The 15,610-nt window shown below is 68.2% G+C and carries 11 protein-coding genes; 8 read left to right on the top strand and 3 right to left on the bottom strand.

What is annotated here, in order from left to right:
- Positions 1-85 precede the first annotated feature (85 nt).
- The 3 genes from OG225_RS01585 to OG225_RS01575 form a co-directional block, all read right to left on the bottom strand.
- Entirely contained in the window at positions 86-673 is a 588-nt protein-coding gene (locus tag OG225_RS01585) for an ATP-dependent Clp protease proteolytic subunit (RefSeq protein WP_405180096.1), read from the bottom strand.
- A 313-nt stretch (positions 674-986) separates the two neighbouring features.
- Positions 987-2,381 (bottom strand): trigger factor, encoded by a 1,395-nt coding sequence (gene tig, locus OG225_RS01580; protein ID WP_368858165.1) that lies wholly within the window; start codon positions 2,379-2,381, stop codon positions 987-989.
- A 279-nt stretch (positions 2,382-2,660) separates the two neighbouring features.
- Positions 2,661-3,233, bottom strand: coding sequence for an FKBP-type peptidyl-prolyl cis-trans isomerase (locus OG225_RS01575; RefSeq protein ID WP_405180095.1), 573 nt, complete (start codon positions 3,231-3,233; stop codon positions 2,661-2,663).
- Positions 3,234-3,439: 206 nt separating this feature from the next.
- Here OG225_RS01575 and OG225_RS01570 point away from each other — a divergent pair, with 206 nt between their 5' ends.
- The 8 genes from OG225_RS01570 to OG225_RS01535 all read left to right on the top strand — a co-directional run bounded on the left by OG225_RS01570 (position 3,440) and on the right by OG225_RS01535 (position 15,602).
- Complete coding sequence (locus OG225_RS01570) at positions 3,440-5,905, top strand: phosphoketolase (protein ID WP_405180094.1); 2,466 nt, start codon at positions 3,440-3,442, stop codon at positions 5,903-5,905.
- Between the two features lie 120 nt (positions 5,906-6,025).
- Positions 6,026-7,621, top strand: coding sequence for a 3' terminal RNA ribose 2'-O-methyltransferase Hen1 (locus OG225_RS01565; protein WP_405180093.1), 1,596 nt, complete (start codon positions 6,026-6,028; stop codon positions 7,619-7,621).
- Positions 7,618-10,230: a polynucleotide kinase-phosphatase gene (locus OG225_RS01560; RefSeq protein WP_405180092.1), complete on the top strand. Its 2,613-nt coding sequence runs from the start codon at positions 7,618-7,620 to the stop codon at positions 10,228-10,230. Before OG225_RS01565 ends, OG225_RS01560 begins: the two co-directional genes overlap by 4 nt.
- 239 nt (positions 10,231-10,469) lie before the next feature.
- Positions 10,470-11,720, top strand: coding sequence for a serine hydrolase domain-containing protein (locus tag OG225_RS01555; protein WP_405180091.1), 1,251 nt, complete (start codon positions 10,470-10,472; stop codon positions 11,718-11,720).
- 161 nt (positions 11,721-11,881) lie between these two features.
- Positions 11,882-12,259, top strand: a complete 378-nt coding sequence (locus OG225_RS01550; RefSeq protein WP_405180090.1) for a hypothetical protein — start codon at positions 11,882-11,884, stop codon at positions 12,257-12,259.
- Positions 12,256-12,831 carry a WXG100 family type VII secretion target gene (locus tag OG225_RS01545; RefSeq protein WP_405180089.1) on the top strand — a complete coding sequence of 192 codons (576 nt, stop codon included), beginning with the start codon at positions 12,256-12,258 and terminating at the stop codon, positions 12,829-12,831. The genes OG225_RS01550 and OG225_RS01545 overlap by 4 nt, the downstream gene beginning before the upstream one ends.
- Positions 12,828-13,544, top strand: a complete 717-nt coding sequence (locus OG225_RS01540) for an ESX secretion-associated protein EspG (protein ID WP_405180088.1) — start codon at positions 12,828-12,830, stop codon at positions 13,542-13,544. Before OG225_RS01545 ends, OG225_RS01540 begins: the two co-directional genes overlap by 4 nt.
- A 387-nt stretch (positions 13,545-13,931) precedes the next feature.
- Positions 13,932-15,602 (top strand): hypothetical protein, encoded by a 1,671-nt coding sequence (locus OG225_RS01535; RefSeq protein WP_405180087.1) that lies wholly within the window; start codon positions 13,932-13,934, stop codon positions 15,600-15,602.
- Positions 15,603-15,610: the final 8 nt, after the last annotated feature.

Below are 15,610 nucleotides of genomic sequence, written 5' to 3'. Positions count from 1 at the left end.
CTTCGTCTCCAAAGTCTGTGTGGGTGAACGGGTCTGCACAGTCCGTCGGCGACTGCCCGCTGGGTCGTCGCTCGGGCGGGACCGGCTAGTTGCCCACGCCGTTCGCCTGGTTCGCGTGGCTGACCACGTGGTCGATGAAGCCGTAATCCAGCGCCTGCGCGGCGGTGAACCAGCGGTCGCGATCGGCATCGGCGGTGACCTGCTCGACGGATTTGCCGGTGTGCAGCGCCTGCAACTCGTTCAGCTCACGCTTGGTGTGCACGAACTGCTCGGCCATGATCGCGATATCGGCGGCCGAACCACCGATACCAGCCGACGGCTGGTGCATCATGATCCGCGCGTGCGGCAGCGCGTAGCGCTTGCCCGCGGTTCCGGCGGTGAGCAGGAACTGCCCCATCGACGCCGCCAGACCCATGCCGACGGTGCGAATATCGCATTCGGCGAACTGCATGGTGTCGTAGATGGCCATACCCGCGGTCACCGAACCGCCGGGCGAGTTGATGTAGAGCGAAATGTCCTTGACCGGATCCTCCGCCGACAACAGCAGGATCTGCGCGCAGATCTTGTTCGCGATGTCGTCGTCGACCTGGGTACCGAGAAAGATGATCCGCTCACGCAGCAGGCGCTCGTATACCGAATCACTGAGGTTGAGTCCAGCAGTGGGGGAACTCATGACGACCCCTGCCTTGTTCATTGTCACGGATACCTGCCTTCTCTTCTCACCGGCTTGTCATTGAAAGCTACACAGCGTCCACTTGCCACACAGCCATCACCTTCGCTGTCACAAACAGTAACGAAGCCGGGCGGCGCCGAACTCCCGGCACCGCCCTTCTTCGCTCACAGCGCAATGGCCCATCCCCGCACGCGCGGGGGCACGGTCGACACCCGCTGGTTCGCCCGTGCGTCCGAAGGGCCGACTCGCTGCGGAGCCGCGCGACCCGGTCGACGTTCGGCCGCGACGCGCGTTTCGTTCCCGCGTGACCGAATTATTCTGCCTTCACGGCTTCGGTCTCGGTTTCGTCCGAGGAAGTCACGGCGTCGATGATGTCGTCGGAATCGTCGGGCGCGCCGAACATCTCGGCGGTGTCGACCGCGTTGCCCTCGGAGTCGGTGACCTTGACCTGGCCGACGACACCGGCCAGCGCCTTACCGCGACGGACGTCGGCGAAGATCGCGCCGAGCTGGCCCGCCTGCTGGACCTGCTGGATGAACTGCTCGGGCGACAGGCCGTAGCGCTGCGACTGGAACAGGATCCGCTCGGTCAGCTCTTCCTGGCCGACCTGGGTGTCCTCGGCCTCGGCGATGGCGTCGAGCAGCAGCTGGGTCTTGACCGACTTCTCGGCCGCTTCCTTGGTGTCCTTGTCGAACTCCTCGCGGCTGCTGCCCTGGGCCTCGAGCGCCTCGGCGAGGCGGGCCTCGTCGTGGTCGAAGCCGTGCACGGCGTCGTGGGTGACCGCGTCGATCTCGGCCTGTACGACGGCCTCGGGCAGCGGCACCTCGACCTTGTCGAGCAGGGTCTCGAGCACCTTGTCGCGGATCTCGCCCGCCTGCTCGACCTTCTTGGTCCGCTCGACGCGGCTCTTCAGGTCGTCCTTCAGCTCGTCGAGGGTGTCGAATTCGGAAGCGAGCTGGGCGAATTCGTCATCGGCCTCGGGCAGCTCGCGCTCCTTGACGCCCTGCACGGTGACCTTGATGACCGATTCCTTGCCCGCGTGCTCACCGGCGACCAGGTTCGAGGTGAATTCGGCGGACTCGCCCGCCGACAGGCCGATGACGGCCTCGTCCAGGCCCTCGATGAGCTGGCCGGAGCCGACCTCGTGCGACAGGCCGGAGGTGGCCGCGTCGGTCACTTCCTCGCCGTCGACGGTGGCCGAGAGATCGATGGAGATGAAATCGCCGTTCTGCACGGCGCGCTCGACACCGGTCAGGGTGCCGAAACGCTGACGCAGCGACTGGAGCTGCTCATCGATATCGGAATCCTCGACGGTGAACGCGTCGACGGTGACCTCGATGTCGTCGTAGGACGGCAGCGTGATCTCCGGACGTACGTCGACCTCGGCGCTGAAGGCGAGTTCCTGGCCGTCCTCGATCTTGGTGATCTCGATCTCGGGCTGGCCGATGACCTTGATCTCGGAGGTGGTGACGGCCTCGCTGTAGCGGCCGGGCAGGACATCGTTGACGACCTGCTCCAGAATGGCGCCACGGCCGAGACGGGCCTCGAGGAGCTTGGCCGGGGCCTTGCCCGGACGGAAGCCGGGAATACGGACCTGCTTGGCGAGAGCCTTGTAGGCACGATCGAAGTCCGGCTTCAGTTCCTCGAAGGGCACCTCGACATTGATCCGGACCCGGGTCGGGCTCAGCTGCTCGACGGTGCTCTTCACGGACATGCTCCTTGTTCGTTGTTCGGTTCGGTGTTCGTGCTTGTCGTCATGCTGGTCAACGACGGCGGTACCTGCGCCCCGTCCCCACCGTGCACCCCGGGATCCGGAATGAAGTGCGGAGCGACGCCACGTGCTGACCGGGTCGCGGACGTTCCTGGTCCGCGCACCCTGATGTACGCATCCCGACCAGGGTAGTTGACCGGTCGCGAGGGCATGCAATCGGTCACGGCGTGGACGGCGACGCCACGGACCCGCCCGGGTTCACGCGGGGCGCGAGGATCAGTTCCCGACCTTGACCGCGTCGGTCACGAAGACCAGCGTCTCATTGGGCTTGACGCCGTTGCCGCCCTTGCCGTAGCCGAGTTCGGGGGGAATGATCATCAGCCTGCGCGCGCCCTGCTGCACACCCTCCAAGCCCTGCTCCCAGCCGGGGATGACCTGTCCGGAGCCGAGCGTCAACGGGAAGGGCTTGCCGCGATCGAACGAGCTGTCCAGCTTCTTCTTGTCCGACCAGGTGATCAGCGAGTAGTTCATGGTGAGCTGCTGGCCGGTGGCGGCGCCGGGACCGCTGCCCGCGACGAGATCCTTCACGATGAGCTGCTTGGGCGGATCGCAGTTGTCGGGGAGCGTGATCTTCGGATTCTCGCCGTAGCCGCCCTCCACCTTCACATCGTCGGCGGTGCATTCGCGGCCGAAGGTCGTGGCTGCCGCGGCGGCGGTCGAGGAGCCGCGCGCCGAGGTCGTGGCGGAGGTCGCCGCCGCACCCGTGTCGTCGTCCGACCCGCACGCGGTGAGCGCGACCGCGGCCGCGGCGACGACGCCGACTCCGATGATCCTGCCGAGTTTTCGCATGCGGCGGACCTTAGGCCACCGGGCCACGCCGCGCCCATCCGCCCTCATCGATTCGCCACGCTGCCCGACCGCGCCCGGCTCGGTAGAGTTGCCGTGAATCTCCATCCGGTGTCGTCGCTCTGACCATCGAGGTTCGCGATCGGCACGACGTCCGACCGTCGACGGCGAGTCTCGCCGACGACGTCCGCAGTGAGGAGAGTCCGTAGATGACCCGAGTGACCGACGCCGGGAAAGACACCTCGGCCGACAACGTCGACAACGGTGGCGGACGGACCATCCCACCGCGCCCCTATGTACTGGGCGATATCCCGGGCCCGCTGAACCGGGCCGAACTCGCGTCCATGGACGCGTGGTGGCGTGCCGCGAACTATCTCGCGGTCGGCCAGATCTATCTGATGAAGAATCCGTTGCTGCGTGAACCGCTGCGGCCCGAGCACATCAAACCGCGGTTGCTCGGCCATTTCGGCACCGTGCCCGGTTTGAATCTGGTCTGGGTGCACGCCAATCGGGCGATCCGGCAGCGCGGGCTGAACGCGGTCTTCGTCGCCGGACCGGGTCACGGCGGCCCCGGCCCCAACGCGTGCGCGTGGCTGGAGGGAACCTATTCCGAGCTCTACGGCCATATCTCACGCGATGCCGTCGGGATGGGCGCGCTGTTCGCCCAGTTCTCGTTCCCCGGCGGGGTGCCGAGCCACTGCGCGCCGGAGACGCCCGGTTCCTTCCACGAAGGTGGCGAGCTGGGGTACTCGCTGCTGCACGCGTTCGGTGCGGCACTGGACAATCCGGATCTGACCGTCTTCTGCGTGGTCGGCGACGGTGAAGCCGAGACCGGACCGCTCGCGGGCAGCTGGCACTCCGCCAAATTCCTGAACCCGCAGCGCGACGGCGCGGTGGTGCCGATCCTGGCGTTGAATCAGTACAAGATCGCCAATCCGACCCTGCTCGCCCGCATCCCCGAATCCGAACTGCTCACGCTCATGCGCGGATACGGATACGACCCGATCATCGTGGCCGGCGATGATCCCGCCCGAGTCCACCAGGACATGGCGAGCGCGATGGACAGCTGTCTGGATCGGATCGAGAGGATCAAGGCCGCCGCGCGAGCGAATCCGGACGAGCGAGCGTACTGGCCGATGATCGTGCTGCGCACGCCGAAAGGCTGGACCTGTCCCCCCGTCGTGGACGGCGAGCAGGTGGAGGGCACGTTCCGCGCCCACCAGGTTCCGCTGCCCGCCGCCCGGACCGACGACGCCCACCGCGTGGTGCTCGAAGAATGGTTGCGGTCCTATCGGCCCGAGGAACTCTTCGACGAGAACGGCCGACCGGTCGGTGAACTGCTCGACCTCGTGCCCGTCGGCGGGCGCCGGATGAGCGCCAACCCGGTCGCCAACGGCGGAACGCTGGTCCGCGATCTGCGGCTGCCGGATTGGCGCGACTACGGCGTCGAGGTCGACGCGCCCGGAGCGGCCGACCACGAGGCGACCCGGGTGCTCGGCTCCTGGCTGCGCGACGTCACGCGCGACAACCCCGACAATTTCCTGACTTTCGCGCCCGACGAACTGGCGAGCAACCGCCTCCAGGACATTCTCGAGGTCACCGGCCGCGACTGGCAGGTCGAGATCGATCCGAACGACGTGAAACTCGACCGGCGGGGCCGGGTCATCGAAGTGCTCTCCGAGCACATGTGCCAGGGGTTGCTGGAGGGATATCTGCTCACCGGCAGGCACGGGGTCTTCACCTGCTACGAGGCGTTCATCCACATCATCGACGCCATGTTCAATCAGCACGCCAAATGGCTCGACGCGAGCGCGGCGGTGCCGTGGCGACGTCCGGTGCCGAGCCTGAACTACCTGCTCTCATCGCACGTGTGGCGCCAGGATCACAATGGCTTCACCCATCAGGACCCGGGTTTCCTCGACGTGGTGCTCAACAAGAAACCCGAGATCGTGCGCGTGTACCTGCCGCCGGACGCCAATACGCTGCTGTCGACCTACGACCACTGCCTGCGGTCACGCCACTACGTCAATGTGGTGGTCGCCGGAAAACAGCCGCAACCGGATTGGCTCGGCATTCAGGACGCGGCGGCGCACTGCGCGCGAGGAGCCGGGATCTGGGAGTGGGCGGGTAACAACGACGACCTCGGCACCAGCCCCGATGTCGTGCTCGCCTGCGCGGGTGACGTGCCGACGCTGGAAACCCTCGCCGCTGCCGCGATCCTGCGGGATCGCCTGCCCGATCTGCGTGTGCGCGTGGTCAACGTGGTCGACCTGATGCGGCTGCTGCCCGCCGACGAACATCCGCACGGCCTGCCCGACAGTGAATTCGACACGCTCTTCACCACGAACCGCCCGGTGATCTTCGCGTTCCACGGGTACCCGTGGCTGATCCACCGGCTCACCTACCGCCGTACCAACCACTCCGAGATGCACGTGCGCGGATACAAGGAGAAGGGCACCACCACAACACCTTTCGACATGGTGATGCTCAACGACCTGGACCGCTACCACTTGGTCATGGATGTCGTCGATCGCGTTCCCGGCCTGCGGGAGAAGGCGGCGGGACTGCGCCAGGAAATGGTCGACGCGCGCTGGAAGGCCAGGGCGTGGACTCGCGAACACGGCGCGGACGTCCCGGTGGTCTCGCAGTGGCGCTGGCCCGACCCCGCGTGTTGAGCGCGTAGATACGGAGGCATACCGCGCTATCCGGTCGCCTCGTGCGAGAACTCGATCCTCGCGAGCCCACCTGTTGAAATCGGCTTGCCGCAGAGGTCGCGTAACGGCGACCATCGCAGGATGCTCTTGACGATCACCTGTACCCGACCGGAGGACGCGGCGTGGCCCGCGACCGATCTGGGGTTCCTGCTGCACAAGAACCCCGACCGGGTGCAGGCGTTCGAGCAGTCCTACGGCACCGCGCACGTGCTCTATCCGGAGGCGACCGAGTCCCGGTGCACCGCGGCGCTCGTCCTCGAGGTCGACCCGATCCGGTTGGTGCGCGGGCGTGAGCGCAACACACCGGATTTCAGTCTCGGCCAGTATGTGAACGACCGCCCGTACGCGGCGTCGTCACTGCTTTCGGTTGCGCTGGGCCAGGTCTTCCGCACGGCGCTGCGTGGCCGTTGTGAACATCGCGAGGAACTGGCGCGCACCGCGCTGCCGTTGCGGCTGGAACTGCCGTCCGTGCCGTGCAAGGGCGGCGCGGATATCGCCCATCGGGTCTTCACACCGCTGGGCTGGACCGTCCACGCGACCCCGCTCCCCCTCGACCCGGCCTTCCCCGACTGGGGCGACTCACACTACCTGCGACTGGAACTCACGGGCACGATGCGCCTCGCCGACGCGCTGTCGCACCTCTACGTCCTGCTGCCGGTGCTCGACGGCGCGAAACACTACTGGGTGGCCGCTGACGAGGTCGACAAACTGATCCGCGCGGGCGCGAGCTGGCTCGGCGACCATCCCGAACGCACCTGGATCACCCGCCGCTACCTGGCCCGTCGTCATTCCCTGGTCAGGACCGCCTTGGCCCGGCTCGCCGAAATCGATGAGGTGGAGCCGGAAAGTCTGGACGCGGTGGACGAAGTCGACACGGCGGAGAGAGTCGACCACGTCGATGAACTCGGCACCGTCGGCCGGGCAGGCCCAGAGGCGCGATCCGAGACCGGCGATGCGGGCAGCGGTGTCGAACCGACCGACGCCGCCGGAGATACCGGGGCGGCTCCCGACAACGGGACGCCGGAGGTACCCGCCCCCTCACTCGCCGTCGCACGCAGGACCGCGGTTCTGGAAGCGTTGCGCGCCGCCGGCGCCACCCGGGTGCTCGATCTCGGCTGCGGCGAGGGCTCGCTGCTGCGAGAACTGCTCGCGGACAGGACATTCACCGAGATCGTCGGCGTGGACGTGTCGACACGCGCGTTGAATATCGCCGCACGCCGACTGCGGCTGGACCGGCTTCCCGAGGCCGTCTCGCGGCGGCTGGAACTGATCCAGGGGTCGCTCACCTACACCGACGCCAGGCTGCGCGGATACGACGCGGCGGTGCTCATGGAGGTGATCGAACACGTCGATCCGCCCCGGCTCGGCGCGCTCGAGCACGCGGTCTTCGTGACAGCGGCACCGGCGACGATCCTGGTCACGACGCCGAACGCGGAGATCAACGTCAGATTCGACGGTCTGGCCGTCGGCGAGTTCCGCCATCACGATCACCGATTCGAGTGGACCCGTGCCGAATTCGTGGAGTGGGCGGTGACTGTCGCGGCCCGCACGGGCTACACCGTGCGCTTCGTCGCCATCGGGGTTCCCGATCCGGAATTCGGATCCGCCACGCAGATGGCGGTTTTCACCGAGACGAGCCGCGCAGATACCGACAACACCGAAGGAGGTCACCGATGACCGAAGTGTCCGTCCCGGAACTGTCCCTGGTCGTCCTCGTCGGCTCGACCGGTTCCGGTAAATCGACGTTCGCGCACAAGCACTTCCGTGCCACGGCCATCGTCTCCTCCGATACCTGTCGTGGCATCGTGAGCGACGACGAGAACGATCAGAGCGCGACTCCCGAGGCCTTCGCGCTCCTGCATCACATCGTCGGCGTCCGACTGCGACGTGGACTGCGCACGGTGGTCGACGCCACCAATGTGCAGCCGAAGGCGCGCCAGGAACTCGTCGCGCTGGCGCGTGCGCACGATGTGCTGCCGGTGGCGATCGTCCTGGACGTGCCGGACGCGGTGTGCGTGGAACGCAATGCCGGGCGCGCCGAGCGGTCGCATCTGAGCCCGCACGTGGTGGCGCGTCAGCAGCGCGAACTGCGCCGTGGCCTGCGTGGGCTCGAACGCGAGGGTTTCCGGAAGGTCCACGTGCTGCGCGGAGTCGACGCCATCGCCGCCGCGACGATCGTCGACGAGAAATCGTGGAACGACAAACGGGATCTCGCCGGGCCGTTCGACGTCATCGGTGACGTGCACGGCTGCCTGGCCGAATTGCAGACCCTGCTCGGCGAACTCGGGTACGACATCGCGCGCGACTCCGAGGACAGGGCGGTCGACGCCGCGCACCCGGACGGGCGCACCGTGATCTTCGTCGGCGACCTGGTCGACCGCGGCCCCGACACCCCGGGCGTGCTGCGGTTGGCGATGGGCATGGTGGCGTCGGGAACGGCGCTGTGCGTCACGGGTAATCACGAGAACAAGCTGGTCAGGGCGCTGGACGGCAAGAAGGTCCGCGTGGCGCACGGTCTCGCCGAATCCCTCGCGCAACTGGAGTCCGAGGACGACGATTTCCGCGAGGCCGCGCGCGAATTCTGCCGCGGCCTGATCAGCCACTACGTACTCGACAGGGGCAGACTCGTGGTCGCGCACGCCGGGTTGAAGCAGGAGTACCACGGCCGCGCGTCGGGCCGGGTGCGCGCCTTCGCGATGTACGGGGAGTCCACCGGCGAGACCGACGAATACGGCCTTCCGGTGCGTTACCCGTGGGCGGAGGAATACCGCGGCCGTGCCACGGTCCTGTACGGCCACACCCCGGTCACCGAATTGCGGTGGGTGAACAACACGCTGTGTCTCGACACCGGTGTCGTGTTCGGCGGAACGCTCTCGGCGCTGCGGTACCCGGAACGGGAATCGGTGTCGGTGCCCGCCGAACAGGTCTGGTACGAACCGGTGCGGCCCTTGGCGGCCACGACGATCGCGACACCCGACGGCGTCGTCCACCGCGATCCCGGCGTACTCGATCTCGAGGACGTCCTCGGCAGACGCGTGGTCGAAACCCGCCACCACGGCCGGGTCGGCGTGCGGGAGGAGAACGCGGGCGCGGCGCTCGAGATCATAAGCCGATTCGCCATCGATCCGCGCTGGCTGATCTACCTGCCGCCGACCATGGCCCCGTGTGCGACGTCGACGCTGGACGGTTTCCTCGAACATCCGGCGGAAGCGTTCTCGTATTTCCGCACCCAGGACGTCCGGCAGGTGGTGTGCGAGGAGAAGCACATGGGCTCGCGCGCCGTCGTCGTCGTGACGCGATCGGCCGGTACGGCCCGTGATCGATTCGGCATCGAGGACGGCAGCACCGGCGCGCTCTACACGCGGACGGGTCGGCCGTTCTTCGATGACGCCGCGCTCACCGAGACGATCCTGAGTCGCGTTCGCGACGCGGCGGAGAAGGCGGGTCTGTTCGAGGAGACGAATTCGGAATGGCTGCTGTTGGACGCCGAACTCATGCCGTGGTCGGCCAAAGCCGTGGGATTGCTGCGCGGTCAGTACGCGGCGGTGGGAGCCGCCGCGCGCGGGTCACTCGACGCGACCGCGCGGGTACTCGCGGCCGCGACCGCGCGTGGCATGGACGTCGCGGATCTGGCGGCGCGGACCGACGAGCGCGCCGCCGACGCGCACGCGTTCACCACCGCCTACGGCCGCTACTGCTGGCCGGTGGACGGTCTGGCCGGATTGCGCCTCGCGCCGTTCCAGATCCTGGCGGCCGGTGGTCCGGCGGGCGGCGGTGAGGTGTACGCGCGCCGCGATCACCGGTGGCATCTCACGCGGATCGATCGCCTGGTCGAGGCCGACCCGGAGCTGTTCGCCGGAACGGGCCGCGTTTTCGTCGACCTGTCCTCACCAGACAGCGAGGCGGCGGCCGTGGACTGGTGGACCACCCTCACCGATGCCGGTGGCGAGGGAATGGTGGTGAAACCGTTCGACTCCATGGTCGACGGCGCGCCGGGACGGGAAGCGGAGGGCGCGCACCCGGGCCGACTGGTCCAGCCCGGCGTGAAATGCCGAGGCCGCGAGTACCTGCGCATCATCTACGGCCCGGAATATCCGCGCGAGCCCAACCTCGAGCGCCTGCGCCACCGCGGCCTCGGACGCAAACGCTCGATGGCGCTGCGCGAGTACGCCCTCGGCCTGGAAGCCCTGGACCGCTTCGTCGCGGGCGAACCACTGTGGCGGGTGCACGAAGCCGTGTTCGCGGTTCTCGCGATGGAATCCGAGCCGGTCGACCCCCGCCTGTAGGACGGGAGCACGGGTCGTCCCGGCGAATGGCCGCAACGGGCGTTCGCCGGGACGCGACCGCTGAGTCGAGCGGAGTGCTGGCGGATAACCGGTGGTCGCCGCCGTATTTCCCGGATTCCGACATCCGGACAGCAGATTGCCGACGCACGGTGGCGAAGGTTACAGTGGCGTTAGCAGGGCCGCTTGCAACTGTTAGCTCGATGGCTCTGCCCGCGTTGGAACAGACAAAGGAGTCTGCCATGTCGGCTGCGAGCACCGACGGCCCTGTGTTCGGCGGCGATCTCCGCCGACCGGCCCATATGCTGATCGATGACCGGTTCACCACGGTCGCCACCAAATTCTTCTCGATGTTCCGCCGCAGGTCCCAGGGCGGCGGCGCGCTCGCTGTCTACCTGCACGGCGAACCGGTTCTGGACATCTGGTCCGGCTGGGCGGACACCGATCGTCCGTGGCGCTCCGACACCATGGCGCTGTCGTATTCGACGGGTAAGGGCGTCGCGGCGACCATCGCCAATCGCCTGATCGAACGCGGCGTAGTGGAACTCGACGCGCCCGTCGCCACGTACTGGCCCGAATTCGCCGCGAACGGCAAGGGCGACATCACCGTGCACGAGGTGCTGAATCACCGGGCCGGATTGCAGCGCACCCGCGGACTGCTCGGCGACCCGGACGATCTGCTCGACCACGACCGGGTCGCGGCGGCCATGGCCGCCTCCGCGCCCGACCCGATGCGACTGCGCGCGTCGGGCTATCACGGATTGACGTTCGGCACCCTGGTCGCCGAGATCGCCCAGCGGGCAACCGGGCGCGATTTCCTCGACGTGGTCCGGACCGAACTCACCGAACCGCTCGGTGACGACGACTTCTGGTTCGGCGTGCCCCACGATCAGCGTCATCGGATCGCCCGTCTGGGCCCGCGCCTCGGTATCGCCGGCGTGCCGTTCGACGTGCTGATCGCCCCGTTCGCGGCACTGGGCCCGGTGCGTTCGGCGCGGGGCGCGGTCTACAACGGCTGGGCGGACATGAGCCTGGGCATGCGCCCCTACGACGCCATGATGCCCGGCTGGAACGGCACTTTCACCGCCCGCGCGCTGGGCAGGATGTACGGCGCCATCGCCAACGACGGCCTCGTCGGGCACCGTCGCCTGCTGCGGCCGGAGACGACGCGACTCATCGCCCGCATGCCCGCCAACAGCCAGTACGACTACGTCCTCGGCGCGGCGCCGCAATTCGCGCGCGGGTATCACCGCGCGATCGTCGGCCCGAGTCTCACCCGGCGCGCCTTCGGGCATTTCGGGATCGGCGGGTCGGGCGGTATCGCCATCCCCGGCGTCGGACTGTCGGTCGGCTTCGTCACCAACCGCCTCGGCACGATGGCCATGTCCCTCGGCGACGCCCGCCTGCCCATGTTGGCGGCCGCGGCCGAGCAGGCGGCGCGCGGCGCGGGTGACGCGGTGGTGCACGATATCGCCGAGCAGGTCGCGGGCTGACGCGAGGCCGGACACGGTCGTGTCCGGCCACAATCGATCCGCCTGTCCGTCGGTTCGCGCACATACCCGCGGCACATCCCGCTCCGGGACGGTCCCGGCACTGATAAACTGCCGTGCTTCAAGGACTTTGGTGTCGACCGAGATCGAGGGGGCCGAACCCAGTGCGACCGGACGAGGCGCGCGGTGCGGGAGCCGGGGTGTACGACGCGGCGGCGGCGGGTGAGTTCGGAATGCCGGAAGGTTCGGCGCGACGACTCGAAGCGGCATGCGACGCGTTGATCGAAGGATTGCGGCAGGCCAGGGCCGCCGGGGTCGAATTGACCGAGGTTTCGGGATTTTCGGAGCTGCCTTCGGGAAGATCGCTGGCACGGGGATTCGAGGACAAGGGCGCGAGGTATCGCGAGGTTCTCGCCGGATTGCAGGAGGCGGCATTGCGTTTGAAGGCGGGATATCTCGCTGCGGCGAATCTGTTCGACGAGGCCGACGCGGCCAATCGGGCCGCGCTGCGGATCGCGGCCGACGAACTGGACGAGCTATGACGCCGCCGGGCTGGCGTGAGGGCACGGACCCGCCGTACGTGCCGGACCGCGAAGCGTTCGACGCCTACACCCACGCGGAGATCTGGCAGTTGGTACGCGAGGCATTGGATCCGGCGGCGCTCGGGCGGACCGCCGAGAGCTGGCAGACCGGAGCGAACACCCTCGAGGACCTGTTCGAGGCGTTCGCCGCCGCGGTGCGACAGGAATTCGCGGACTGGAGCGGTCAGGCCGCGACGGCCGCGCGGGAATCCACCGAGGCGTTCGTCCGCGCCGGGGCGGCCGCGCAGGAGGTGTGCGTCGCCGTGCACCGACTGATGGAACTGAATTCCTCTGCGGCCCAAACGGTCCGGGACGCGATCCCCGCGCCCGCCGCGCCCTACGCGCCCGACCCGGACCCGGTCCGCGAGGCCATCGACGGCGGACCGCGCAAGATGGCCCACGATATCGCCGCGGCGAGCGCGTTGGCCGACGCGCAGGACACGCTGACCTTCCTGTACAACTCGACCCTGGTGGCATCCGGTGATGCCGTTCCCGCTTTCGATACGCCCGTTCGTGGAGAGATCGCGCGGTGAGGTGGGTTTTCACCCCGGACGAGTTCACCTATGTCTGGTCGGTAGAAACGGGGCTCGACCGTCGGCCCTACCCGATCGATATGGCGCACCGAGGCACCGTCCGCAGTGAGAACGACTGGGAGAAGCTCAAACTCGCCGAGCGCTTCCGACGCAACAGCGATCCCGATCTGACCGGCGCGCTCACATTGTGCGCGCGCAACGATGTCACCACCCTGACCGTCTCCGGCGATCGCTACACCCCCGAGGGCCGGGCCGAGGAACCGATACTCGCCTTCGGTGCCACCCACCTGAACTGGGGCACGGTCCTGGTCGCCGGCCCGTGCGACGTCACGGTCATCGCCTGTCACGCTCGCCGGGTGCCGCAACACCTGGTCGCCGCGATGGGCGCGGCCCCCGCCGGTCGGCTCGCCCCCATGCGCGAACCGCGCGCGGCCGTGCTCTACGACGATCCCAACAACTGGGGACAATCCGACGACGCCGAACGCGCCGCCGTCTTCCGCAAGGCGTTGCACCGTCCGATCGACGCGCGCGGCTTCATCACCGTGACGGTCGCGCCGGAGGAGCCGATGTCCCCGCCGACCCGGCACCGCACCTGGCTCGACTTCACCGACGACGGCCGGTATCTGCTGACCACGACCGCCGATCTGAGTCTCACCCCCGTCACCGACACGGCGCTGCACACCCAACTCGCACGCTTGGCCGTCATCCGCTGACGCGGTGTCGATCGGCCCGACACATTGTTACCGGTCGGTTTCAAGATCGAATGGGGGCGACCGGGTTTCGGCATCGAATTCGGACCGCAATTCACGGTGAAGGCCGGTGCCGCACACCGTCGCCGCTCCCGGGGACTACCACGCCCGGGGGCGCTGAGCTGGCAGGAACGTACGTCCAGCGAGCCGTCGAGGTCCGGTCGGCGTGAACATGAAATGACCGCGAATCGAATTCATTCGGGGCGTGTCGCTCGCGGCACGCCGAGTTCTCTCGAGATCACGGCTAATCCACAGTTTCGCTGGCGCCGGTGTATCGACTATTAATGGGCATGTGCCGTTCCCACGTGTGATCACTTGCCAAGCCTCGAATCTCCCCCGGCGGGAGTCGAGGTGACGATAGAGCATCCCATCGAGGACGAAGTCGGTCAGCTGGCGAGGCGGGTCGAGAAAGCCAGAGGCCGACTGGCATACCAGTTCGACCCCGCGCTGACCCAGGCGCTCTCCGAAGACGAACTGCACGCCGAACGTGATCTCGCCGAGAAGATTCGCGGCCAGGATCGTGCGCAGCGCTGGAAACAGGCGCAAGCCGCCGCCGGGGCCGCCGACCGCGCCCGACAGACCACCGAGGAAATCGAGAAGGCCGACATCAGAGATCTACTGGTCGCCCGCAAGGCGATAGCCGCACAACGACGGGAATCGAGTCCGCACGCCAAACTCGCGTCGCTGTACCGGCATCGGGCATGGTCACTGCGCGCGCTGGCGGGCGTGGTCGGCGCGGGCATGCTCTGGTCGGCCGTCAACGTGCAGCACAACATCGCACCCGGTGGCCCGAGTGATCCGCTGTACTGGTTCAGCTACCTGATCGAGGCGATGATCAGCGTCTGCTTGATCATCATCATGATCGGTACGAACAAGGTCTCCGAATGGGGTGTCGTCGACAACCGCGGCCAGGTCGTCGCGGCCGAAGTCGCGCTGCTCGCGCTGACCGTCGGCCTCAACACCTATCCGTACATCCGTGGTGAGCGTTGGTTCGACGCGGGTGTGCACGCGGTCGCGCCGGTGATGATCGGTGTCGCCCTGCTGATCCACGACGCCGCCAGCGCGCGCTACGGGCTCGCCATCGCGCGCGCCACCGATCAGGTCCGCGATCTGCCCGATCCGGCCGAGGTCATCCGCAACAGACTGCCCGATCTGGCCACCTACCGTCCGATGGCCATGGAACTGGGCATTCCGCGTCCCGTCGTGATCGAGGCCGAAGCGGAACCCGATCGCGAGCCCGCGGTCGAAACGGCCGAGATGGACGAATACGACGAGGTGGACCAGGAACAGTCCGCCGAACAGTTCGCCGGCGACGAGGACGACGCGCCGACCGAGGCGATCGTCGTCGAGCCCGCGCCCGCCGAACCGGCCCGGCCCGCCGCGGCACCGGCGGCCGAGAAGCCCGCACCCCAGCCCGAGAAGCGCCGCGCCCCCGCCGCTTCCGAGAAGGCACCGGCACGCGAGATCAACGGCGCGGTCCCCAAGATCCTCGAGGGACGTCCGTTCGCCACGACCAAGCCCGAGGTCCCGGAACCGCCCAAACGGCCGTCGACGACGCCGCCACCGGCCTCGAAGCCCGCCGTGGCGGCGGTCGCGGAGACCAAGCCGGTCAAGGCCGTCCCGCCGCCCGCCGCCGAGCCCGCCGAAAAGCCCGCGGAGAAACCCGCCGAGAAGCCCGCAGTCAAGGCGGCCGCCGCCCCCGCACCGGCCGCCGCCCCCGCACCGGCCGCCGCCCCCGCACCGGCCGCCGCTCCTGCCACCTCGGCGAGGAGCGGCCTGCGCAAGGTGGCACCGGCGAAGTCTCGCGCCAACGGCAGTTCGGGCGATTCCCGGTCCACCGCGGCGTCGGCCAAGAACGGCAAGGAAACCCCCGCCGTCCCCGTCAAACCGGATCTCCAGGTCGTCCCGGCACCCGACCCGATCCACGACACCGGCCAGTTCCGCATCGCCGAACTGCTCGAACAGGAACTCGCCGAACTCCAGGCCGAGCGCCGTCGCGCCCGCACCAGTAGGCAACGCTGACCGGTTCG

It is taken from the genome of Nocardia sp. NBC_01377 (assembly GCF_045040005.1).
GTDB lineage: Bacteria > Actinomycetota > Actinomycetes > Mycobacteriales > Mycobacteriaceae > Nocardia > Nocardia noduli.
Note: the sequence above shows the minus strand (reverse complement) of the source record. Positions and strands in the feature narration are given on the sequence as shown.